The following is a 23,030-nucleotide window of genomic DNA, read 5'->3' as shown; positions in this document are numbered from 1 at the left end:
TCAAAACAGGCTCAGCTGCTCCTCTCCTGTAGGTTTACCTTTTTCATTCTCATCAAAGATCTTAATCTTGCCGTATTCGCCGTCATGTCCAGGTAGAATGTCGACCCTGCCTTGTCTAACGCGCATAATCCCTTCTACAATTTTCTCAGGAAGACTTTTTGCCAGCTCTTCCCTGGTTGCCTTGACTAACACATCAAACTCTGTCTGGAATTTATGTATAATTGTATTGTACTCATTCGTGACTGTCTTGGAGGCCTTGCCTACACCTCGCACCTCAGAGATAATCTCATCCAGAGGGATAAGATTCTTAAATGGGATGTTGTTTTCCGGGACGAATCCCACAGGCCTATCTGCCAACTGTTCTACCCTGTTCATAACCCCTATAGTTAAAGCGCGACCGCATTTTGGACAACGGTTCTTATGTTTTCGGGATTCTTGCGGGCTAAAACAAATGCCACAATTTCTATGCCCATCAAAATGATATTTCCCTTCTTGTGGGAAAAATTCAATAGTATAGAGAAAACGCTTCTTATCCTTTGTCTTTAAAACCTCCATTATAGTCTTGTAATCTAAGCCGCAATCAAAGACATTGGCTTCGCGGCCAATACGGGAAGGAGAGTGACTGTCAGAGTTGCTGATTAAAGAAAACCTATCCAGTGCTGATAATCGCCAGTTCATAGCCGGATCGCTACTAAGGCCGGTTTCTAAGCAGAATATGTTTTTAGTCTGCTCTTCAAAGCAATACTCAATTTTATCAAATCCTGACATTGAACCAAAAAGACTGAACCAGGGGGTCCAACAATTATGGACAATTGCAAATTCACTAACATAAGAATTATCATCTTCAACTTCTAGATTGTAAACTTCTCCGTTATAATTACTCACTTCTATATCCTTAACCGGTATATAAATATATTTGTCGTCCATCCAACCATGTCTACGTTGTAATTTTGTCCTAAATTTTTCAAAACTAGGGTCATTTAATAAACTATGTTCATCTTCAAAGAAAGACAAATTAGAAAAGTAATAGTTGTCATATTTAGCTACTACATCTCTTTCTCCAATCTTGTGTTTACCACGTTTAAAATGATCTTGAATAGAATCAACCCGGATTGAAGGAATAATACCTAATCTTAACAATATAATCTTCATTTGATTCATAAGCGTTTGCGAAGATGTATAGCCTGTATCGCCACGCCACCAACCTTTTAGAATTTGCATCTGCTTAACAGCTGAAAGCTGCAACATCCAACCCGGTAGGCATTTATTATGAGTCTTTGCTGGATTACTAACGTAAAAAAACTTGCTAAATAGGTTGAGTAAAATCTTTGAACAAAAATTTAATTCTATGCTGTTGACGCCCTCCCTGATTCGATTGCTAGATAAGTTAATATCAAAAATTTTCTTCACCAAAAATTTAACATCATTAATATAGTCTAGCTCGCTATCTTTGAAACAAAAAGAAATCTGATCGCGATTATTAGTATAGCCTTCTGCTAAATAATAACCTACCAATCTACAAAAATCTTCATCTATTTTAATATTATTTGGCAACCAATGAACTCTACTTCCATTAGGAGCAATTTTATTATTCTTTAATGTAAAATCGGCTTCTATATAATCACTTAATTTTATCTCATTAATATCTCTCGAATTATTAATAAATCTGGGGAACAGAAGTACGTCACTATTTTCTATGTCTTTTGCTTGTACCCAGCCAGGCTTATAATCTTCATAAAATCTACGCTTACAACCTTTCTTGATATGACAACAATCCTTCTTGCAATATCCCTGAGTTGACGGACAATTTTTATATGTCTTAATGACATAAAATGGGTGTTCTGGCGTTGTCTTTAACCCTTCTCTGAAATAAAATGGTTTGATATGATAAATCTCCCCTTTATATTGTCTTTTAAAAGTCTTTGTAACTTTTTTAATATTTGACTTGTGCGTATAGACCAATTCTCCTTCTTGAATGTCTTTAATTTTTTTAATTCCAAGCTTGGTATGAATATGACTATCTGGTAGAAGACAATGGGCGGGAATAATCATACAATTTGGATCAATATCTAAGACTATTCTTACTAATTCCTTAGCATCCAAACCTAAAATCGGTCTTCCGTCAGAGGCGAGATTCCCTATCTCTGAAAGTCGGGCATTAATCTTATCCACTGTTTCAAAAGACGGCGCAAGTAAACAATTGTGTATACGATAGGTGCGTCCTTTTTTTGAATAGATACTGCTAATTTCAGCAGTCAAGATAAAGTTTATCCCGTTATAAACAAAGAGGCCGTTGTCTTTCGGCTCTAAATTTGCCTTTAGCTCCTCAAGCCAAAGATGGTGCGTAAAATCTCCTGTGCCTAAAAGAGAGATACCTTTTATCTTTGCCCATTTAGCAAGATGTTCTATATCCATCTCGCGGCTTGTGGCACGAGAATATTTAGAATGAATGTGAAAATCAGCTACGAATTGCATGCAGTGCTTCCTCTACTTTACCCCAATGTGTTCCTTGCCAATATACGCGTTTGCATTCAGGGCAGGCTACAAATGAGCTTTGCGTTTTATAAACATATTCAGGTACTTTTTTCTTAATTTTTTCTTTAGCAATGTGGCTTAATTCTTCGTTGCAAAGAATACAACGGCTAAACATCTTCTCTTTCTGCGGCTTGGATTTTAGCTCTCTAAAAACCTGATTAAGCTGCTCAGCCAAATTATTGCTTTTGATTGTAATAATCCGCACTCCAGAATGTACGCCGATTTTGGTGTTTCTGGTTAGGATAATCCTGTCTTCCTGAAATGCAATAATTAATACTGTACTAAAAGTGGCTTCCTTAAAGTAAATAGTGTCAAACCCAAAAATCCGCAACCACTTTGCCAGTTTTCCTAATTCCTTTGTCACTACAAACTTCATGATCTTTCGCAGATTAGCACCGATTATAAGCAATCTTACCATTTAAAATAGTAAGCTCAACAATGCCTTTTAGCCTGCGACCAATAAAAGGAGAATTCTTAGACCTGGAGAGGAAATCCTTGCTTTCTACAGTCCATTCTCTTTCAGTATCTACAATGATTATATCAGCGATAGCGCCTTTTCCTAATGTGCCTCTATCAATTCCTAAAATCTTTGCTGGATTAACTGTAAATTTCTGCACTAACTGCGTCCAATTCAAGATGCCTTGATCCACTAGCTCAGTAATGGAGGCAGCTAATTCTGTCTCTAGGCCAATTGCCCCAAATTCTGCACGTTCAAATTCTATTATCTTCTCATTGTCAGTATGAGGTGCGTGATCAGAGGCAATAACATCAATGACACCGCTTTTTAATCCTTGTTTTATCTCAACAACGTCTTCTTTGCTTCGTAGCGGCGGATTCACCTTCATGTTAGTATTATATCCTAGTAGGTCTTCTTCGCTAAAAGAAAAGTAATGCGGTGCAGTTTCTGCGCTTAGTCTGAGGCTCTTTTTTTTAGCCTTAGCAATAATCTCTACGGATTCTTTACAACTTACGTGTGCAATATGAATAGATGCCCCTAATTTTTCTGCCAATTGGATATCACGCCTGACCCTCCTATATTCTGACTCGCAAGATACCCCCCTCAAACCCAGACGTGTTGAAATAAACCCCAGATTAATTACGCCATCCTTAGATATTGATACATCTTCACAATGACAAATTACTAAAACTTTATGCTTCATAGCTTGTTTTAGCGCCTCTGACATTAACCTCTCATCATCTACTGATGCACCGTCATCTGTAATCGCGAGTATGCCTTCTTTTTTCAATTGGGAAATTTCAGTAAGCTCTTTACCTTGGCGTGCCTTGGTAATTGCTGCGGCAATTAATACATTTGCATGGCTGGTTTTTTTAATAATACTTTTTAGCAACTTCAGATTCTGGCTGCAATCAATAGGAATTTGAGTATTTGGCATAGCCAAGACAGAAGTGATTCCGCCTTTTAAGGCTGCCAGTGTGCCTGAAGCAATCGTCTCTTTATCTTCTCTGCCGGGTTCACGTAAATGTACATGCATATCTATAATTCCCGGCATAACTATTCTTTTAGTGGCATCTATTGTTTTATCAACACTTGCCTTGATATCTTTGCCAACCAGAGATATCTTATTAGCATCTATCAAGATATCTAGAATATCATCTATCTTATTTGCCGGATCAACTACATGGCCATTTTTGATTAATAGTTTCATCGTGATGCTTTTCTTTTCTCTTTGCCCTACAGAATTTGCACCCTGAAATTTCAAATAAATTTCGGGTACTTTAGTCCTTTGAAATTCTTTGAATTTCGAAGGAAAAAATTCTGCAGGACTAGTGCTATGAAATCGCTAGCGCGATTTCGTAGCGCCTTGTGATACCAAAAACAACACTGCCATCCTTACTGCAATACCATTGGTAACCTGCTCTAATATGACGGAATTAGGGCCATCTGCAACTTCACTAGATATCTCAGTGCCTCGATTTAATGGTCCTGGATGCATGAGGAGAATATTCTTTTTTGCCCGCTTTAGCCTTTCACTCGTTATGCCAAAATTCCTAAAATATTCTATTTGTTTAGGAAAGGCACCTTCTTCGTCACGTTCAAACTGCATACGCAAGACATTCACTGCATCTGCTTTTTTCAAGGCATCATCTATATCGTGGGTTACGCGCACTCCTATCTGTTCTATAGCAGGTGGAATAAGCATCCTGGGAGCGCAAACTGTTACCTTAGCGCCTAATTTGGTTAGACCCCAGATATTTGAACGTGCTACGCGCGAATGAGCAATATCTCCGACAATACTTACATTTAATCCTTCGATTCTGCCAAATTTTTCCTGCAAGGTATAAATGTCTAGCAGCGCCTGCGTCGGATGCTCATGCCGACCATCACCAGCATTAACCACGCTGATATCTACATGCTTCGCCAATAACATCGCTGCGCCTGAACAAGAATGTCTTATGATAATAATGTCTGCGTTTAAGGCCTGGATATTCTTTCCTGTGTCAATCAAGGTCTCGCCTTTTTTGATGCTAGAGGTCTCAATATCTATATTGATTACATCTGCAGATAACCTTTTGGCAGCTACTTCGAAAGACACCCTTGTCCTGGTAGAGGGCTCGTAAAACAAATTTACTACTGTCTTTCCCCGCAGTGCAGGCACCTTTTTAATAGCCCGGGTGGAAACCTCTTTAAACGACTCCACAGTAGTTAAAATAAATTTGATTTCTTCTGGGCTTAAATCTTCCAGGCCTAGTAAATCTTTTCTTGTCCAGGTCATTATCTAGCCTGCCTTTTTCTCTACAACCACTACTTCATCTTTAGCGTCAATCTCTTCCAGACGCACTTCCACTATTTCCTGCAAGGAGGTCGGGATATTCTTACCAACATAATCTGCCCGGATGGGCAATTCCCTGTGGCCACGGTCAATAAGCACAGCCAGTCCTATGACCTTGGGCCTGCCAAAGTCTATCAGCTCATCCATGGCTGCCCTTATGGTTCTGCCTGAAAACAAAACATCATCAACCAAAATGACCTTTTTATCTTCCAGGCCAAAATCGATTTGAGTCTTTCTGACAATCGGGCTAGGCCCAACTAGCGTCAAATCATCTCGATAAAGCGTAATATCCAATATCCCGAATGGCAATTTCACGCCAATAATCTTTTCAATTTCAGAGTTGATTCTTTCAGCCACATAAACACCCCGCGTACGTATGCCTATAAGACATAGATTATCCTTGCATTGGCTATTCTTCTCTATAATCTCGTGTGCCAGGCGCTTTAATATGCGCTGCATCGAATCCTTATCCAGTATCTTGGCCTTGACCTTAAGCTCACTCATCATAAAATCCTCTCCTTGGAAGGCATAAAAAATCCCTTGACCTTCCTGTGTCAGAACACGTTAGACACACAAAGACTGCCAAGGGTACATTTGTTCCTTTCTAGGTTCATTTTCCATCTTCCTTGCTGGCCTCTCTGGGCCAACTTAAAGGTTAAGTTTTCTTACTATATCACCCCCTTAGGCCATTGTCAAGCAAAAATGCATTGACGGATTGGCCAGACTATTATAAGATATTTTCTAGAAATGACTAAAAAATACATTTTTCTATCTACAATAATCTCCCTAATCCTATTACTTTGCAGTAGCCTGCATTGCTCGGCCCAGAGCGCTACCCCTGAAAGCACAGAAGAAGATAAACTTATAGAAGAAGAAACAACTCGCGAATTAAAAGAAGTAGTCATTAAGCCTCCGCCTATAGAAAAAATATGGTCAGCCAAACTAGGGGGCTGGTTTAACTCCATATTCAGAGATTACACTGATACTGATAATAATGCTGCTGACAAAGACCTTGTTTCCTGGAATTGGTATCAAGACCTGCGCCTCTGGTCAAGAATCAACTATCGTAAAGACTACTCTCTGTATCTGCGTCTAAAACACAGCTATACACGTCGGGATACAAGCGCGCGTTCAACCAGTTACTCCAGCGATTATGATGGGCCGCATCTGGATATGGCCTATATCAATATCTCGAAAAAAGACTGGAGCATTCCTTTAGACTTAACCCTTGGCCGGCAATATCTATTTGTTGGAAGGGGCATAGCATATAGCAACGTACATTATGGTATAAAATATAAAACCGACATCAAAAATATCTTGTATCTTAAAACATTCACATCTATCTCGGGTGAAAATGAATACAACATCGACCAAAGTGTGCCTAATTATAATAAGACCAACGATCGCATCTTCGCCGGCCTAGAGCTTGCCTATTCTGGTATTAAAAATAATATCGCCTATGGCTTCTTGCTCATCCAGAAAGACAAGAATGCACGCTTTCCGCCCGAAACACCCAGCCAAAGCTACAGGTACAACAGTGAATATTACGGCCTTGGCCTGCAGAGCAATAACCCCAAGAGTAAATTAGCTTACTGGCTAGAGGTAATCAAAGAAGAAGGTTCGAGCTACACAGATACTGCCTCTGTAGACCTAGAAGAAAAACGCATTGATGCCTGGCTGGCTAACTGCGGCCTTAATTACACATTAAAAATGCCTCTTAAGCCCCGCATTGAACTAGAATATGCTTATGCCTCAGGAGATAAAGATCGCTCAAGCGTAACCGATACACGCTCTGGCGGTAATCTTTATGGGAATGATACAAACTTCTCATATTTTGGCAGTTTCTTTTCTGGCTATGCCCTTGCGCCGCGCCTGTCAAATATGCATATATACAAACTAGACTGCACATTTGCGCCTTTCGAAAAGCTTAAGTTTGGCAAGGAGATTGTCTGCGGTCTAAAATACTTCAGATATCGCAAAGACAAAAAGGCAGGCGGCATATATGATACGGATGCTACAGTAAGCAATCTAGACATTGGGCAAGAAGCAGATTTCTACTTCTATTGGAAACTGAGAAAAAACATTTTCTGGTCAAACCGCTATGGGATCTTCTTTCCTGGCGATGCCTACCCTACCACAACAAATAACAACACTAAATACTTCTACAGCCGCTTCAGAATAACATTCTAATTATCCAATCTTTTTTATTTATATAACTTATTACAATATAACGCGTTACAATAGTAATAAAAATGGCACTCTGAGGCTTTCTATGGTATACTTTAATTGACAATTAAAGGTTAGCAGCACGAAACGGCAAACACTCCGTAAGGGGTAGGCGCAAAGCTGAGGGTCCTAAAAGACTTTAGGATAGTCTGGCTACCGAATGCATAATAGAAACCTATTCTCAAACGGAGAATAGGTTTTTTATTTAAAAGAGGTGCTAAGATGAAAAAATATATCCTTTATCTATTAATGGTCGGCGTTGGTTGTCTGTTTACAAGCGCAGCCTATGCAGATTGGTTTGATAGCGTTGAAAACTATGAGGCCAGCGGTGGTACCTCAGAATTTTCTAGAGAGATTCTACGCGAACAGATGAAGCAAGAACGCCAAGAAGCATGGCGTCAAGAAATATTGGAAGAGGTAAGTGACAGGGTATCATACTCTTCTTTCGAAAACACAGAAGGCATTGACGATATAGGAGAGTTCACCACTCTTGGTAACACTTCCACTACAACAAATGTTGCTCCTCCTGAAGACAGAACAGAGACAGAGGAGAGTACAACAGAAGAGACAGAAGAAGACAACGAGGATGCTGATGAGAAGAACATTGGCTCATTAGAATTCGTTGCAGCTGAAGAGGTACAAGAAGAAGAGCAAGAAGAAGAGGAAGAGCAAGAAGAAGACGTATCAGATCCAGATGCGATCTTCTCAGGTGTAATTAATGAAATAGGTGATGATGCAATTACTGGTCCAGCTACGAATCCAGATGATGACGAGGAATTGGACGATGCGACTGAACGCTTAGTCCGCTAATCTAGTTAGTTAAAAACCACAGGCAAAAACATACCTGTGGTTTTTTATTTATATGCCTGTATGTCTTAATTTGATGGCCTAAAGATTACAACAAACTCTCCCCTTGGCCTGACTTCACTAAAATGCCTCAAGCTTGTGCTTATCTTCTCGCGTCTTACTTCTTCGAATTTCTTGGTTAACTCTCTAGCCAAAACAATATCTGCATCACCCAGGCAATCGAGTAAATCTTTGAGTAACTTAATGATGCGGTGAGGCGCTTCATAGATTATAATCGTTGCCTCTACCTTAGCCAAATTCTCAATTTGACCTCTGCGGCGGCCGGACTTTGAAGATAGAAATCCGGCAAAAAAGAATTTATCTGTCGGCATTCCGGAAATGCTTAAGGCTGCAAGAAATGCACTCACACCAGGTATGGCCTCAAGTGGCAATCCTGCGTCTATCACCTTTTTTATGATCAACCAGCCAGGGTCATTTACACCCGGGGTGCCACTATCAGTTACTAAGGCAATACAGCTTCCTGCCTTTAACTTTTTTAGAATCTCCTCGCTACTTTTTTGCTTATTATAACTGTGGTAGCTTATAAGCGGCTTTTTAATATTGTAATGCGCAAGAAGTTTATTCGTATGACGCGTATCTTCGCAGGCTATAAAATCTGCTTTACTTAAAATATCTACTGCGCGCAAGGTTATATCTTTGAGATTTCCAATTGGGGTAGAAACAACGTATAGCATGTTTACTCAACAGTAACGCTTTTTGCCAGATTTCTCGGTTGGTCGACATCACAGCCGCGGCGGACTGCAATGTGGTAGGCTAATAACTGTAAAGGCAGTGCCACTAAAAGCGGAGACAAAAATTCATTTACTTTGGGGATATAAATAATCTCTTTTGCAAAATCTTTAATCTCACGATTTTGATCGCTGGCAATAATGATTATCCTGCCACGCCGCGAACGTATTTCCTGAATATTGGAAATCATCTTTTCATAGATGCGTGAATCAACTGCAATACAGACTACGGCGCGGTACTCATCGATTAAGGCAATGGGGCCGTGTTTCATCTCTCCTGCGGCATAGCCTTCAGCAGGGATATAAGAAATCTCTTTTAATTTCAGGGCCCCTTCTAGCGCTGAAGGATAATTTGTGTTTCTTCCCAAAAACAGAAATGAACCAAAATGAGAATGTCTGCGAGCGATACTTTTAATATGCCTATCTGCCCTTAAGACTTCTTCTTGTTGAGTTGGTATATTACGAAGGTCATTAATAAGCCCTTTTATCTTCGCAGCTGGCATAGACTCTTTAATTTTTGCTAAATAGATTCCCAGTAAATAGAGAGAGAAAACCTGAGCCGTGTAGGCCTTAGTTGAGGCCACGCCAATCTCAGGCCCTGCCAAGGTATAGATTGTAGAATCTGCGTCTCTGGTTAAGGAAGAACCTACAACATTGCATATTGCTAATACCTTAGCGCCTTTATCTTTTGCAAGTCTTACCGCAGCTAGCGTATCTGCAGTCTCGCCTGACTGACTTATAGCGATAATCAAGCTGTTTTTATCCAAGACTGTATCCCGATAACGAAATTCGCTTGATAGATCTACGCTTAGCGGTATCTTTGCTAGCTTCTCAAATATGTATTTACCAACCAGGCCAGCATGATAAGCAGTACCACAGGCAACTATTGTAATTGAGTTAATATTTTTGAGGTGTTCATCTTCTAATTTCATTTCCTGGAAATGAACTTCACCCTTTTCATTTATGCGGTTAGTTATAATCTGAGTTGAAACCTGAGGCTGTTCGTAAATCTCCTTAAGCATAAAATGGGCAAAGCCTGAACGCTGGGCATCCTTTATGTCCCACTTAATAATATTAACTGGCTTTACCTTTTCTTTGCCTTTTAAATCCGTAACCTTAATATCGTCTTTGGTAATAACGGCCATCTCATTATCATCCAGATACATTACCTCTCTTGTGTATTTAAGTAAAGGCTGGACATCAGAGGCAACAAAATTACAGGACCTTCCTTTACCGATCACCAGTGGTGAATTTAGGCGTGCTACAACAAGCATATCTGGATTGTCAGAATTAATTATTGCCAAGGCATAAGAGCCCCTTAGACGCGCAAGGGCTAATCTTACTGCCTGTACAAAATCCTTACACTCCTTCAGGTTCTCTTCAATAAGATGGGAGATGACCTCTGTGTCAGTTTCTGAAGTAAACTTATGCTTCTTCTTCAATAACTCACTTTTAATTTGAGCGTAGTTTTCTATAATGCCATTATGCACCAAGGAAATCCTTCTTGAGCCATCAGAATGGGGGTGGGCATTGACATTGCTGGGTGCGCCATGAGTTGCCCAGCGAGTATGGGCAATACCTAAGGTTGCGCGAGAGGCGCGCCTGCCTTTAAGTAAGTGCTCTAAATCTCTGATCTTACCGCGTCTTTTTTTGATAACAATCTTGGAATTGCTTAAGAGGGCAATACCAGCTGAATCATAGCCGCGATATTCAAGGCGCTTTAAGCTGGCCAATAGAATCGGCTGCGCTTCTTTGTCTCCGATATATCCAACTATCCCACACATGGAACACCTTAATTTTGCTCGCCTATGGCGAGCACTTTAGTGGCATCCACCAAAGGTGGCCTGAATACCTCTAGCGAAATCCGCCTTAAGTGGACTTAACGCTTTTAATAAAAAGCGACCCCAACCGGATTTGAACCGGTGTCGAGAGCTTGAAAAGCTCTTGTCCTGACCAGGCTAGACGATGGGGTCGAGTAAGTTAATTTTTAGCTTTGCGCTTTTGTTTATTCTTCCTGCTTAACTACGTGTGCCATGCAGGCGACTTTATCCTTAGCGCCTAACTTGATTAAACGCACGCCTTGAGCAGAGCGTCCGGTGCTGCGGATATCCTTTACTGCACAGCGCACAATCATGGCGTTCTGTGTAATTGCCATGATCTCATCTTTATCGCGCACTGATAACAAATTAACAGCAGGCCCGTTTTTACTTGTTACCCTTATATTAATAATTCCCTTGCCGCCCCTTGATTGTAAACGGTACTCTGAAGCCTGAGTCCTTTTTGCAAATCCGCGCTCGGTCACCGTAAGAAAAGTACACTCCTTAGCAGGAATCTCCATGGCAATAACCAAATCCTTTTTGGCAAGCGAAATCCCTTTTACTCCTTTGGCAGCCCTTCCCATTTCCCGCACCTGCTTTTCCACAAATCTTATAGCCTTACCTTGAGCCGTGGCCAAAAGAATCTCACTGTTACCATCAGTCATCTTTACGCTAATCAAGCTGTCGCCTTTTTCCAAACTCAAACCAATAATGCCGCCCTTGCGTGGGTTGCTAAAGGCGTCTAGTCTTGTCTTTTTAATCAGGCCATTCTTGGTAGCCATAACCAGAAAGGCATCCTCATGAAACTCTTTCACTGGTATGCAAGCGCTGATATTTTCTCCGCTGCCAAGCTGCAGAAGATTCACAATTGCCTTGCCCTTTGAGGCGCGGCCTGCCTGAGGGATCTCATGAACCCTTAACCACAATACCCTTCCTGTATCCGTGAAAAATAGAATATACTCATGCGTAGAGGCAATAAAAAGATGCTCTATGAGATCCTCATCCTTCATCTCGGCCCCTGTAACTCCTTTTCCTCCCCGGTGGTGTTTGCGATAGGCTGACACCGGCAATCTCTTGATGTAACCAGTATGACTTATAGTGATCACCACATCTTCTTCAGCTATCAGATCTTCTATCTCTAGTTCCTGAACTTCACCCACTATATCTGTACGGCGCTCATCCGCATATTTTTTCTTTAAAGCATCCAGCTCTTCTTTAATGATCATCTCTATCTTTTTTTCCGAAGCAAGGATTGAACGCAACAGTTCTATGCGCTTAATCAACTCTAAATATTCATTTTCCAGCTTGCTTCTTTCTAGGGCCGTGAGCCGCTGCAATTGCATTTCTAAAATCGCCTGTGCCTGCACATCTGATAGTTTAAAGTTCTTCATTAATGCTGCCTTGGCATCAGGCACGCTCTTTGATTGCTTTATGGTTTTGATAACCCTGTCTAAAAACTTCAGGGCAATCTTTAAACCTTCTAAAATATGCGCTCTCTTTAATGCCTTATCCAGCTCAAATTGTGTACGTCTTTTAATTATTTCTTTTCTGTGAACAATAAAATAATGCAGGATACTCTTAAGGTTTAATATACGCGGTCGGCTGTCTACCAAGGCAAGCAAGATAATGCCGAAAGTAGTCTCTAAATCTGTGTGCTTAAATAATTGATTGAGTATGACCTTAGATTCAGCATCACGTTTTAAATCTATAACAATGCGCATTCCATCTTTATCAGATTCATCGCGAATATCACTTATCCCCTCGACCTTTTTGTCTGTTACCAATGAAGCCACAGAAGCGATAAGGTTGGATTTATTCACCTGGTAAGGAAGCTCAGTCACAACAATCGCCTCTTTAGAGCCTTTGGATTTTTCAATCTGAGCTCGGGCGCGGACCGTAAGTTTACCCCTGCCTTTAGAATAGGCGTCCTTTATGCTGTTCCTACCGCAGATTATTCCGCCTGTTGGAAAATCTGGCCCTTTAATAATCTTCATCAATGCCTTGAGTTCACAGTCGGGTTTATCAATTAAATAACTTAAACCGTCAATAACTTCACCTAAGTTATGTGGCGGGATGTTAGTTGCCATGCCTACGGCTATGCCGCTTGAACCATTAATTAATAGGTTAGGAATAGCTGCAGGTAATAATATTGGCTCCTGCAAAGAAGCATCAAAATTAGGAGCAAAATTTACTGTATCCTTTTCGATGTCTGCTAGCATCTCGAAGGAAATGGAAGCCATACGTGCCTCAGTATTATGACTTATAAATCCATTTGATACGAATGAGTGGCAGGGACTATCTACTTTTATTGAATAGACCCTGTTTACCCCGCTTTCTTTAACCGAGGTAATTTTATCAAAAATGTATTTGTTCCCTCTCAATGTTGCGTACAGCTGCATATCTTCCTTATCAAGCACTTCTTTGAGCTTCTTCCAATGTCGCTCTATTTTCGTATACCTATCGATGTTGTGTTTAATCAAAAATTCCCCGTGGCCTCTATACTTGGCCTTGTATTTATTGCTTGTGCGGATGTAATTAGACAAATAGGGGATAAAGTCCATCTTAGACATAACCCAGCTATTGCTATTGCGGCCAGAGATCTCTTGTAGTTTCTTGCGCTTTCTGCGCGATATAAAACCTATATTATTTTTAAATAGATTGAGGTTGTCGTGGCTTCTAATAAAAAGCTTAAACACATTGCGTGACCTCTGCAACCTATATGAAGAATCGATCCCAAATCTCAATAATAAAATTTGGAGTTCTTGCATAAGTTTTTTGCTAGCGGAAATAAAAGTTACTTCTAGATTGCTCAAAGAAGATGATATGCAAACGCTACCATCTCCTTCTGCATAACCACGAACAAAAGAAGCGACTGAATCTTTCTTGGACTGAAAAATGATATCCGGAACTCTCCTATCTTTAGCTCTACCTGGTGTTAGGCCGAGATTTTTCAAAAATTCTATTACTTGCTTAGAGTGAATTTCTAAAGACATGTATTGTTTTTTGGTGTAACCTTGTGGTTTTCGCACAAATTCGTGAAGCTTACAATCAGGGAATACTCTTTTAAAGCTGCTTTTAAATTGCTCAATAAATAGCTCATCGTTATTACAAAATCCGATATGCTCCTTACCAATATTACCCTCAGCAACTATCGCCCCCAAAATCAAAGCAAAATCCCTATTCATAAATCGTGGAAGCTTATGAATCTTGCATCTTTTGTTGACCTTTGGGTAAAAAGGCTTTAAAGATGTCTCTTTTTTAGGAAAGAGCGCATCACTCCTACTTATTACTGCATAGTCACCTTCTTGCAACTCTTTCAGCAATCTCCACTTAAAACACGCTCTTCTTTCTTTGCTTTGCCAGACAAGAATAGGATGATTATAGCTGCCGCATAGGCTAAAACCTCTGTGGGTTTGTATTCTTATTGTTGGATGCTCACCAGAATCAAACCATTTTGAAACATGATTTATCTTATTATTTGCTGAAAGTGCATAAAAAGAAACTTCTGAATGATGGGGAATCTTCTCTATCCTCTGCAACCCTTTATCTGTGACAATTAATGTGTCACCACTAATGCAATATCGCATCGCCGCTGGAGCATCGCCGTCAACCGAACCAAAATTCCCCTGGCCATCTATCAAAGGATAGCGCAGAGAAAAATCCTGCACCATTCTTACTAGGGCGTCATATACTGCCGTATCTCCGTGAGGATGATATTTTCCCAAGCAATCCCCAACGATTCTGGCTGATTTTTTAAAGGGTTGGTTGTGCCTAAGATTCAGCTCATGCATCGTATATAGAATGCGTCGATGTACGGGCTTTAGGCCATCGCGCACATCAGGCAGGGCCCTGCCAACAATCACGCTCATTGCGTAGGAAATGTAGGAATCCTTCATTTCCTCTTCAATATAAACCGGAACTACCTTTTCACCCTTTGTATACATTTACTCCTCGCTTAAATATCCAGGTTTTTCACTGCATGCGCGTTCTGTTCAATAAATTCCCTGCGCGGCTGTACAGCATCTCCCATGAGTATGGTAAATATCTTATCTGCCTCAACAGCATCCTCAAGCTTAACCTGAAGTAGGGTGCGCTTTTCCGGATCCATAGTTGTCTCCCACAATTGATGCGGGTTCATCTCTCCTAATCCTTTATAGCGCTGGATATGCATGCCCTTTTTGGCCTGCTGCTTAACGAAATTTAAGACCTCTTTTAAGTTAAAAAATTCAAACCTTTCTTTCTTATTGTCTATACTATATACGGGCTTGATTTTTTGTTTCGCCTCTTTCTGAGGCTGGTAACTATAAGTGTCAATTTCAATACCTAGTTTTTCAATTTTTATAATAATTTCGTTAATTTCTTGTGTTTCATATAGTTCCAACAAATCCTCGTCAAGATTCTCAAAACTTTTATTAAGTTTTTCTAATTCTTCTTCCGAATAGACAAAATGATGTTTACCATCCACTTTTATCCTATAAATAGGTAGTTTTTTGGTCTTCTTATGCCTAATTTGTAGCAAATCTTCTAAACTCACTCCCCTTTTCCTCAAAAAAGACCCTAATTGCTCCATTTCAGACAACAGGTCCAAAAGCTCTTTGAACTGTTTGTCAGTATAGGTTTTCTTTTGCTTTGTGTTGACCAGAGTATAATCTTCCCTGCCTAAGTCCAACAATAAGTCTTTAATTTCTTGCTCTGTCTGAATGTATTCCTCCCGTTGCCCGCGCTTAATCTTATAAAGTGGAGGCTGGGCAATATAAATATGACCGCTTTCGACCAGCTTAGGTATTTGCCGGAAGAGCAAGGTTAACAACAAGGTGCGTATGTGGGAGCCGTCAACATCGCTGTCAGCCATAAGCACAATCTTATCATATCTGAGTTTTTCAATATTAAACTCTTCGCCCACACCAGTGCCTAAAGCTGTAATAATTGTCCTTACCTCTTCGTTGCCCAAAATCTTATCCATCCTGGCTTTTTCAGCGTTTAGAATCTTTCCTTTTATCGGCAGAATTGCCTGAAATCGTCTATCTCTGCCTTGCTTGGCACTATTATGGACAAATATACCGCAAGATAAAGCAAAGTTATGCGTATGAGGAACCTCTAAATCGTAAACATCAATTTTTTCTCTTAAGGCTTCGACTCTCTTTATTCTATGATTGGAAGTGCTCACGGTCACGGCTTCACGCGTTCCCCTAAAAGGCATTAGGCTCATGTCTGCCTGCAAATTTCTAGCCTCAACATATGATCCATCCCTTAACATAAACTTGTGGTCAGGGGTACATATCACTTCTTCCTTGGTATCCAGGGTTACCTTTATAGCTTTTACATTTCTTTGCGTTACTCGCGGAAACAATATCTGCTCAATGCCTATTATTCCGTTTTCCTTGATTGTATAGCAATAATTTTTCTTTCCTCGGGCCCATTCTTTGACTAACTCTCTAAAGCTTAAATGCCTGCCATCAACAAGGGCAACTCTTGTATCCCCTGAAAAGCAGCCACCGGCGCTATCTCCCTCCACAATATAAAGTTCGCATAGTTTTGGATCACGCTCAGAGCAATCAGCAAGTTTTCCTGGCAACGAGCCACTCTCTAGGGCGCCTTTTCTTCTAGTCAGCTCCCTTGCCTTTCTGGCAGCCTCACGCGCCCTGGAAGCTGTTATGACCTTGTCCACGATCTTATTGGCTATAGGCGGATGTTCCTCAAAATATGTGCTCAGGCTGTCAAAGACATTGGAAGCAACCAAGCCATCCATTTCAGAATTACCTAATTTTGTCTTTGTCTGGCCTTCAAATTGGGGATTGGGCAACTTTACACTGATAACACCCGTTAGTCCTTCTCGGGTATCGTCGCCGCTCATTGAGGCTGAATCATTCTTAAGCAGTTTTTTGTTTTTTGCGTATTGATTTATTGCCCGCGTAAGCGCTGATTTAAACCCACTTAAATGTGTGCCGCCCTCTATGGTATTAATGTTGTTGGCAAAAGAAAATATATTCTCAGTATAGCCATCATTATATTGCAGGGCGACCTCGAGGCTCACTCCATCTTTTTCTTTCTCAAAATAAATTATTTTTTTATGCAAAACGTTTTTATTCTTACACAGATACTCGACAAAGGAAACAATGCCGCCACTAAATTTAAACACCGCCTCTTTATCAGAGCGCTCATCCTTTAGGATGATTTCTAGGCCTTTATTCAAAAAGGCCAATTCTCTCAAGCGCTGGGATAAAATGTCATAGGAAAAATTAATGGATTTAAATATTGATCTATCTGGTTTGAATGTGACCTTTGTGCCTGTGGTCTTGATCTTTCCTGCCTTTGTCAATTTAGAGGCGGTTTTGCCACGCAGATATCTCTGGTGATAAATTTGTCCGTCCCTTTTTATTTCAACTTCAAGCCGCTCTGCAAGGGCATTAACAACGCTTACGCCAACCCCATGTAAACCACCTGCTACCTTATAAACACGATGGTCGAACTTACCACCAGCATGTAAAGTGGTCAATACTACCTCTACGGCTGGCTTTTTCTCCGTCTTATGTATATCAACGGGTATGCCTCTGCCGTTATCTGTAACGCTAACGCTGTTATCTCCATGTACAACAACAGTAATCTTGGTGCAAAAACCCGCCAAGGCCTCATCGATAGAATTATCTACTACCTCATATACCAAATGGTGCAAGCCCCGAGTCGATGTATCACCGATATACATTGCCGGCCTGAGCCTGACCGCCTCTACGCCTTCCAGCACCTGAATTGTTGTCGCATCATATACTCTTTCTTTTGCCATGTTTTTTCCGGTTTTGTGGCAGCCTAAAATATTTTACCAATACGTAGCTTGACTGCCTGTATTTTTTGCACGCTTATCTTATTAAGCTTCTGTAAAATCTGCCCTTTTTTTAAACGTAACATATACATCCATGCTGAACTCTCAACATTTATTATTAAGGTGCCCTCTTTTAAATCTACAGGAGAACAATGTCTCGAAAACAAGACCCCCACTATTTTAGGCCACTGGGCATAAATCTCGCCGCCTTTTTTCTCTCGCTTTTCTTCTAATTTACCAATTACCTTCTCTATAGAATCGGATAACGTCTTCATATTTATGTCTTTAGATTCTCATCGGCAACACAACGTATAGATAGTCCCCTTCTTTTAAAAGCGCTGGTTTTTCTGGATCGCTAAATTCTAAGCAAACCTCTGGTACCCTTAAATTCTTTAATACCTCAACAAGATAATAGGGGTTAAATCCTATTACCATCTCTTTACCCTGGTATTGCATCGGGATTTCTTCCCGAGACTCTCCTACATCAGGGGTGGATTTAGAGATTACCATCTTATCTTTGAACAATTCCAGCCTAACTGTCTGATAATCGGTTGTGGTCAAGAGACTAGCCCGCCTCAGGGCAGATAAGAACACTAGACGCTCTAGGCGAGCATTATAGGGATTATCAACTGGTATAACCTGTTTATAATTAGGAAATCCTCCCTCAATTAAACGCGAAACAATCGAGGTGTTTCCAATTTCAAAAAGGGCCTGGTTTTCGGTTAGTACAAAATTTACATCTTCTTCGCTCTGGCGTAGCGCGCGCATTAACTCCTGGATTGCTTTTGTTGGAACAATGAAATGTTCGTTTTTGCCGGGCCCTTTAGAAATTATATCTTTAGAAATAAGGGCTAATCTTCTTCCGTCCGTAGCTACCAATGTTAAATTCTGCCCGTTTGTTTCAAATAGAATTCCATTTAAAACATAACGGGTTTCATCATGAGAAACAGCAAATGAAGTCAATTCCAACATTGAAAGTAGTGTTGCTTGATTGAATTTTAAAACATCTTTATTTTTAAAATCCGGCAGTTTGGGAAACTCTTCTTTGGGCAAGCCCATAAGTTTAAAGAAGCAATCATTGCTTTCGATGTGGATTGAGTTGTTTTTCTTGACAACAATGCGGATATCGCCCTCTGGTAGTTCTTTAATAATCTCAAAAAACCTTTTAGCAGGTATGGTTATTGCTCCGGGTTCATTTACTGTTGTTTGAATTTGCGTTGTTATCCCTATGTCTAAATCTGTAGCAGTTAACTTCATCTTAGAACCTACAGCTTCTACAAGAACATTGGATAGAATAGGCAGATTGCTTCTTGGATTTATGACATTAGTTACTTTTGATATCGTTTCTAAAAAGATTTCTTTGTTTACACAGATTTTCATTAACAACCTCTTGTAGTTATTATATAAGTATTAAAAATAGTAGTAGTAGTAAGTAAGGCTGATTCAACGGGTCTTTTTACCATAACATCAATTATATCAAACCCTTGTTGTTTATAAAACATCTAGATATGTTATTCTTAACGTGTTCATAACTTGGTGGTTATTGTTTAATATTTTTTAAGATACTACTTACAAAATTACTTACCTGTTTATTGTTGTTAATTTCTTTTTTTATCTTCTTGCAGGCATAGAGTACTGTAGTGTGGTTTTTTCCTCCAAAGGCCTCGCCGATTTCCGGCAAAGATTGAGTCGTTAACTCTCTTGCAAGATACATGGCAATCTGTCGAGGTAAAATAATATTTTTAGTGCGGCGTTTCGAGCGCACCTCATTAACCGTTACATTAAACATGCCGGCTACCTCTTTCTGTATGCGCTCGATTGTAATGATTTTGGCAGACTCGGTTAACATGTCTCGTAATACGTCTTGAGCTAGATTCAAGGATATTGTTTTTTCCTCAAGCAGCGAATAGGCAATGACACGGATCAGGGCCCCTTCTAATTCCCGAATATTGGTCTTTATTAAATCAGCGATAAAATAGACGACATCTTCCGGAACCTGCACTGGTTCATGTTCGATTTTTTTCTTTAGAATAGCAATGCGCGTTTCAAAATTTGGCGGTTGAATATCCGTAATCAATCCCCATTGGAATCGGGAGATAAGTCTTTCTTCCAGGTTGGCTATTTCTCGTGGCGGCCTATCCGAGGAGAGAACGATCTGTTTATGGTGATCATATAATTCATTAAAGGTATGAAAAAACTCTTCTTGTGTAGATTCTTTACCAGCGATGAATTGGATATCATCTATTAACAACACATCAACATTGCGGTATTTAGTACGAAATTGTGACGTGGAACGATGCTGAATAGCGCCGATGAGTTCATTGGTGAATTTTTCGCTAGGGATATAGGTGATCTTTGCGTCATTGCGCTTTTTTAGAATGAAATGGGCAATGGCCTGCATAAGATGGGTCTTGCCTAGGCCCACCCCTCCATATATAAAAAACGGATTATAGGCCTTGGCAGGAGATTCAGCCACCGCAAGGCTGGCTGCATGGGCAAACCTATTGGATGAGCCAATAACAAACTGATCAAAGGTAAAACGACTGTTCAGATTTAGGGTAGTTATTTGACGTGGTTGGACCCTCTGGGTAAAATCAGCAAGACGCGATTGCTCCCGGCTCTTGTAGATAAGCGCATTGACACGCACCTGTATATCGTGAGGAAAATCAGGGACTACTTCTTCCAAAGCGCTTTTAATCAATTTAAGATAATGCTGTATTACCCAATCCTTAAAGAACTCATCAGGCACTTCTAGGATGAATTTGTTCTCGAGCAACTTAGCTTGTATCGGCGCAAACCAGGTTTCTATGGCGGTTTGACCAACAACGTTTTCAATGTTTTTTAAGGCAGATGCCCAGACTTTATTACTGTCCATAGACAAGAGAAGTTTGATGCAAAACGTATATTATTAACAGAGATACGAAGAGTTTTACACAGTATCCACAGCTTATCAACAGGAAAGGCAATCTCAGGTTGTTATATTTTATCCTTCAAGATATGATAACAGGGAGTTATTATAACAGAGGAAACTATTTTTGCAAGAAAAATTTTTAATCAGGCAATTTTACTTGACTAAAAGAAGCGTTATGATATAATTACAAACCTATGAAAAAGCATCTTAAGACCCCAACGCTTATAAAAGGGAAAAGAAGGCACGGTTTTCGTCGGAGAATGAAATCTGTTGGAGGGAAAAAAATCTTAAAAAGACGGCGTGCCAAAGGCAGGCACCGTCTTAGTAAATAAAAATGAGCAAAATCTTAGTCTGGATTATAAAGCTTTACCAAAAAATCTCCCGCGTGCTCTCTCCTTTCCCTACCTGCCGTTTTTCGCCAAGCTGTTCAGAGTTTGCCACACATGCTTTAATAAAACATGGCGTGTTTCGTGGTCTGATCATGAGCTTTTGGCGCCTATTACGTTGCCAAGGGTTCTCCCGAGGCGGATTTGACCCTGTGAAGTGAGGCTATAATGGACTTGCAAAAAAGAACAGTTATTGCTGTAGTGTTATCTATTTTAATTATAATTGTCTATTCTTCTCTGTCATCAAAGTACTATCCTATTGAAAATAAAGAAGTTACAGATGATTTGGCCGGAGGTGTAGATTCAGTACCAGTAACCTCTGTTCCCAAATTTAAAGCATATCCTAAGCCAGAGTCGCCAGCACCACAGCAGATTCCTGCTCTTGAATATACCCCAATTTCCTTAGAAACAGAAGCTGTGATTTTCGGATTTTCTCCTTTTGGCGGCAATCTTGTTTCTATTAAATTTAAACAGTATGATTTTGATGTTCCTTCCAATGCGTTAGTTGCCACACAGGAATGGTCGGATTTGGAATTTTCCCATCGCAAGAGGCAAGACGCTATTATCTTTACTTATCAGGATGAACAAAAAGAAATCACTAAGGAGTATAAATTTTCAGAAGGTGGTTATTACCTTGAGTTTTATTTAACGATTCGTAACCTAACTCCTTATAACACAGATAGTTACTACACAATATTTTCTGAATTCTCGCCGTCAAAGTCTTCAATAGATGAGCGGTATAAAGATACCACAATCATGATTGATGAAGATAACATTTTGCGGCACAATAACTTACGTATTAGAAAAGGCACTAATAAAGAGTTCAAACAAGCGTTCAGGTGGGTAGGCTTGCGTGATAAGTATTTCGCATATATCCTCCATCCTACTTCTTCAGCATTTGAATCAATTGACATAGCCAAGACAACAGATGGCAATGACATAATTAAGGTGTATCGTAAGAATCAAGCTATTCAGCCTGGTGAAGAAGTTAAAGACGGGTTTTTGTACTACGCTGGGCCTCAGATTGACAAATTATTAGTTGCAAGTGGTGCAGATTTCGAAAAGATACGCAATTTTGGCAAGTTGGATGCAATAGTTAAGTTCTTATTAAGAGCATTATTATCTATACACAATGTAGTTAAGAGCTGGGGTCTTTCCATCATAATTTTGACAATATTAATTTATATTTGCCTTTACCCATTGACAATAAAGCAGATGCGCTCAATGAAGACAATGCAGGCCTTACAACCTGAAATGGAGGCATTGAAAAGCCAATATAAGGACAACCCGCAAAGACTTAATAAGGAAATAATGGAATTATACAAGGCACACAAGGCCAATCCACTAGGAGGATGCTTTCCTGTAATATTCCAGATTCCTGTGTTTTTCTCATTATTCCAGGCCTTATCTCGAGCCATTGAACTTAAAGGTGCGGGTTTTTTATGGATAAAAGACCTTTCAGCGCCTGATCGGTTTATCCCCGGAGGTTTAGGCGGAATGGATATTAATCTGCTGCCGATTTTGATGATGGTAGGAATGTTCTTCCAGCAGAAAATGTCCATGCGTAATGTCTCTGGCACGCAAAGTGAACAGCAAAAGATGATGCTCTGGGTCATGCCTATTGTATTTGGTTTTATATTTTATAATATGCCCTCTGGCTTGGTGTTGTATTGGTTCACTAACAGCTTATTAATGATGGCGAGTCAATGGAAAGCATTGAAATAGAAGACAAAACTCCCGAAGCAGCCATTAAGAAGGCCTTAAAAATACTCAAGGTCTCCCGCAAGGATGCTAAGATTCAGATCCTTTCTGAGGAGAAAAAGGGCCTTTTTGGCATGAAAGGCGGAAAGCCTGCGCGGGTACGGGTGACCATAGTTAAGAAATAAGAGTAATTTTACTTGACCCGATTTGATAACTTTGTTAATATAGATGTACAATGAGATAGACGTTT

General features: G+C 40.1%; 18 protein-coding genes, 1 tRNA gene and 1 riboswitch. Of the genes, 6 read left to right on the top strand and 13 right to left on the bottom strand.

The genetic code is table 11. From position 1 onward, the window contains the following. The 5 genes from KJ593_00305 to pyrR form a co-directional block, all read right to left on the bottom strand. Window positions 1-2,475: a hypothetical protein gene (locus KJ593_00305; GenBank protein ID MBU2540324.1), complete on the bottom strand. Its 2,475-nt coding sequence runs from the start codon at window positions 2,473-2,475 to the stop codon at window positions 1-3. Beyond that, window positions 2,459-2,953 (bottom strand): Mut7-C RNAse domain-containing protein, encoded by a 495-nt coding sequence (locus tag KJ593_00300; protein MBU2540323.1) that lies wholly within the window; start codon window positions 2,951-2,953, stop codon window positions 2,459-2,461. The genes KJ593_00305 and KJ593_00300 overlap by 17 nt, the downstream gene beginning before the upstream one ends. Beyond that, window positions 2,925-4,202: a dihydroorotase gene (locus KJ593_00295; GenBank protein MBU2540322.1), complete on the bottom strand. Its 1,278-nt coding sequence runs from the start codon at window positions 4,200-4,202 to the stop codon at window positions 2,925-2,927. Before KJ593_00295 ends, KJ593_00300 begins: the two co-directional genes overlap by 29 nt. Window positions 4,203-4,337: 135 nt before the next feature. After that, window positions 4,338-5,270: an aspartate carbamoyltransferase catalytic subunit gene (locus KJ593_00290; protein ID MBU2540321.1), complete on the bottom strand. Its 933-nt coding sequence runs from the start codon at window positions 5,268-5,270 to the stop codon at window positions 4,338-4,340. A 3-nt stretch (window positions 5,271-5,273) separates the two neighbouring features. Beyond that, window positions 5,274-5,831 (bottom strand): bifunctional pyr operon transcriptional regulator/uracil phosphoribosyltransferase PyrR, encoded by a 558-nt coding sequence (pyrR, locus tag KJ593_00285; GenBank protein MBU2540320.1) that lies wholly within the window; start codon window positions 5,829-5,831, stop codon window positions 5,274-5,276. 243 nt (window positions 5,832-6,074) lie between these two features. Here pyrR and KJ593_00280 point away from each other — a divergent pair, with 243 nt between their 5' ends. Beyond that, window positions 6,075-7,517, top strand: a complete 1,443-nt coding sequence (locus tag KJ593_00280; GenBank protein ID MBU2540319.1) for an alginate export family protein — start codon at window positions 6,075-6,077, stop codon at window positions 7,515-7,517. A gap of 115 nt (window positions 7,518-7,632) precedes the next feature. Beyond that, a riboswitch (cyclic di-GMP riboswitch) is annotated at window positions 7,633-7,714 on the top strand. A 61-nt stretch (window positions 7,715-7,775) separates the two neighbouring features. Further along, window positions 7,776-8,363 carry a hypothetical protein gene (locus KJ593_00275; protein MBU2540318.1) on the top strand — a complete coding sequence of 196 codons (588 nt, stop codon included), beginning with the start codon at window positions 7,776-7,778 and terminating at the stop codon, window positions 8,361-8,363. 65 nt (window positions 8,364-8,428) lie between these two features. Here the strand turns inward: KJ593_00275 and rsmI are convergent, their stop codons facing one another. From rsmI to dnaA, 8 genes are all read right to left on the bottom strand, one after another. Further along, complete coding sequence (gene rsmI / locus KJ593_00270) at window positions 8,429-9,094, bottom strand: 16S rRNA (cytidine(1402)-2'-O)-methyltransferase (GenBank protein ID MBU2540317.1); 666 nt, start codon at window positions 9,092-9,094, stop codon at window positions 8,429-8,431. Window positions 9,095-9,096: 2 nt separating this feature from the next. Beyond that, window positions 9,097-10,932, bottom strand: coding sequence for a glutamine--fructose-6-phosphate transaminase (isomerizing) (gene glmS, locus KJ593_00265; protein ID MBU2540316.1), 1,836 nt, complete (start codon window positions 10,930-10,932; stop codon window positions 9,097-9,099). A gap of 115 nt (window positions 10,933-11,047) precedes the next feature. Next, window positions 11,048-11,121 (bottom strand) — tRNA-Glu (locus KJ593_00260). A 32-nt stretch (window positions 11,122-11,153) separates the two neighbouring features. Next, on the bottom strand, window positions 11,154-14,909 hold the full coding sequence (gene gyrA / locus KJ593_00255; protein ID MBU2540315.1) for a DNA gyrase subunit A: 3,756 nt from the start codon (window positions 14,907-14,909) through the stop codon (window positions 11,154-11,156). 11 nt (window positions 14,910-14,920) lie between these two features. Further along, window positions 14,921-17,746 carry a DNA topoisomerase (ATP-hydrolyzing) subunit B gene (gene gyrB, locus KJ593_00250; GenBank protein ID MBU2540314.1) on the bottom strand — a complete coding sequence of 942 codons (2,826 nt, stop codon included), beginning with the start codon at window positions 17,744-17,746 and terminating at the stop codon, window positions 14,921-14,923. A 23-nt stretch (window positions 17,747-17,769) separates the two neighbouring features. Then, window positions 17,770-18,057, bottom strand: coding sequence for a DUF721 domain-containing protein (locus KJ593_00245; GenBank protein ID MBU2540313.1), 288 nt, complete (start codon window positions 18,055-18,057; stop codon window positions 17,770-17,772). Window positions 18,058-18,067: 10 nt separating this feature from the next. Next, window positions 18,068-19,162 carry a DNA polymerase III subunit beta gene (gene dnaN / locus KJ593_00240; GenBank protein MBU2540312.1) on the bottom strand — a complete coding sequence of 365 codons (1,095 nt, stop codon included), beginning with the start codon at window positions 19,160-19,162 and terminating at the stop codon, window positions 18,068-18,070. 160 nt (window positions 19,163-19,322) lie between these two features. Further along, complete coding sequence (gene dnaA, locus KJ593_00235; GenBank protein MBU2540311.1) at window positions 19,323-20,657, bottom strand: chromosomal replication initiator protein DnaA; 1,335 nt, start codon at window positions 20,655-20,657, stop codon at window positions 19,323-19,325. 230 nt (window positions 20,658-20,887) lie between these two features. On the opposite strand from dnaA, the gene rpmH reads away from it, so the two are divergent. From rpmH to KJ593_00215, 4 genes are read left to right on the top strand one after another with little or no spacing between them, the layout of a single operon-like run. After that, the gene (gene rpmH, locus KJ593_00230) at window positions 20,888-21,025 is read left to right on the top strand and encodes a 50S ribosomal protein L34 (GenBank protein ID MBU2540310.1); all 138 of its coding nucleotides are present in this window, start codon (window positions 20,888-20,890) and stop codon (window positions 21,023-21,025) included. Window positions 21,026-21,027: 2 nt separating this feature from the next. After that, window positions 21,028-21,240 carry a membrane protein insertion efficiency factor YidD gene (gene yidD, locus KJ593_00225; GenBank protein MBU2540309.1) on the top strand — a complete coding sequence of 71 codons (213 nt, stop codon included), beginning with the start codon at window positions 21,028-21,030 and terminating at the stop codon, window positions 21,238-21,240. A gap of 7 nt (window positions 21,241-21,247) precedes the next feature. Beyond that, on the top strand, window positions 21,248-22,804 hold the full coding sequence (gene yidC / locus KJ593_00220) for a membrane protein insertase YidC (protein MBU2540308.1): 1,557 nt from the start codon (window positions 21,248-21,250) through the stop codon (window positions 22,802-22,804). Then, entirely contained in the window at window positions 22,786-22,965 is a 180-nt protein-coding gene (locus KJ593_00215) for a Jag N-terminal domain-containing protein (protein ID MBU2540307.1), read from the top strand. Before yidC ends, KJ593_00215 begins: the two co-directional genes overlap by 19 nt. Window positions 22,966-23,030: the final 65 nt, after the last annotated feature.

This window comes from Candidatus Omnitrophota bacterium (assembly GCA_018830005.1).
GTDB lineage: Bacteria > Omnitrophota > Gorgyraeia > JAHJTE01 > JAHJTE01 > JAHJTE01.
The sequence above is the reverse complement of the archived record's forward strand: the minus strand, read 5'-3'. Positions and strand labels throughout refer to the sequence as shown.

Excerpts from the sequence above, each read along its gene's own strand:
- KJ593_00305 (MBU2540324.1), bottom strand. The coding sequence starts at position 2,475 with ATGCAATTCGTAGCTGATTTTCACATTCATTCTAAATATTCTCGTGCC.
- KJ593_00300 (MBU2540323.1), bottom strand. The coding sequence starts at position 2,953 with ATGGTAAGATTGCTTATAATCGGTGCTAATCTGCGAAAGATCATGAAG.
- KJ593_00295 (MBU2540322.1), bottom strand. The coding sequence starts at position 4,202 with ATGAAACTATTAATCAAAAATGGCCATGTAGTTGATCCGGCAAATAAG.
- KJ593_00290 (MBU2540321.1), bottom strand. The coding sequence starts at position 5,270 with ATGACCTGGACAAGAAAAGATTTACTAGGCCTGGAAGATTTAAGCCCA.
- pyrR (MBU2540320.1), bottom strand. The coding sequence starts at position 5,831 with ATGAGTGAGCTTAAGGTCAAGGCCAAGATACTGGATAAGGATTCGATG.
- KJ593_00280 (MBU2540319.1), top strand. The coding sequence starts at position 6,075 with ATGACTAAAAAATACATTTTTCTATCTACAATAATCTCCCTAATCCTA.
- KJ593_00275 (MBU2540318.1), top strand. The coding sequence starts at position 7,776 with ATGAAAAAATATATCCTTTATCTATTAATGGTCGGCGTTGGTTGTCTG.
- rsmI (MBU2540317.1), bottom strand. The coding sequence starts at position 9,094 with ATGCTATACGTTGTTTCTACCCCAATTGGAAATCTCAAAGATATAACC.
- glmS (MBU2540316.1), bottom strand. The coding sequence starts at position 10,932 with ATGTGTGGGATAGTTGGATATATCGGAGACAAAGAAGCGCAGCCGATT.
- gyrA (MBU2540315.1), bottom strand. The coding sequence starts at position 14,909 with ATGTATACAAAGGGTGAAAAGGTAGTTCCGGTTTATATTGAAGAGGAA.
- gyrB (MBU2540314.1), bottom strand. The coding sequence starts at position 17,746 with ATGGCAAAAGAAAGAGTATATGATGCGACAACAATTCAGGTGCTGGAA.
- KJ593_00245 (MBU2540313.1), bottom strand. The coding sequence starts at position 18,057 with ATGAAGACGTTATCCGATTCTATAGAGAAGGTAATTGGTAAATTAGAA.
- dnaN (MBU2540312.1), bottom strand. The coding sequence starts at position 19,162 with ATGAAAATCTGTGTAAACAAAGAAATCTTTTTAGAAACGATATCAAAA.
- dnaA (MBU2540311.1), bottom strand. The coding sequence starts at position 20,657 with ATGGACAGTAATAAAGTCTGGGCATCTGCCTTAAAAAACATTGAAAAC.
- rpmH (MBU2540310.1), top strand. The coding sequence starts at position 20,888 with ATGAAAAAGCATCTTAAGACCCCAACGCTTATAAAAGGGAAAAGAAGG.
- yidD (MBU2540309.1), top strand. The coding sequence starts at position 21,028 with ATGAGCAAAATCTTAGTCTGGATTATAAAGCTTTACCAAAAAATCTCC.
- yidC (MBU2540308.1), top strand. The coding sequence starts at position 21,248 with ATGGACTTGCAAAAAAGAACAGTTATTGCTGTAGTGTTATCTATTTTA.
- KJ593_00215 (MBU2540307.1), top strand. The coding sequence starts at position 22,786 with ATGGAAAGCATTGAAATAGAAGACAAAACTCCCGAAGCAGCCATTAAG.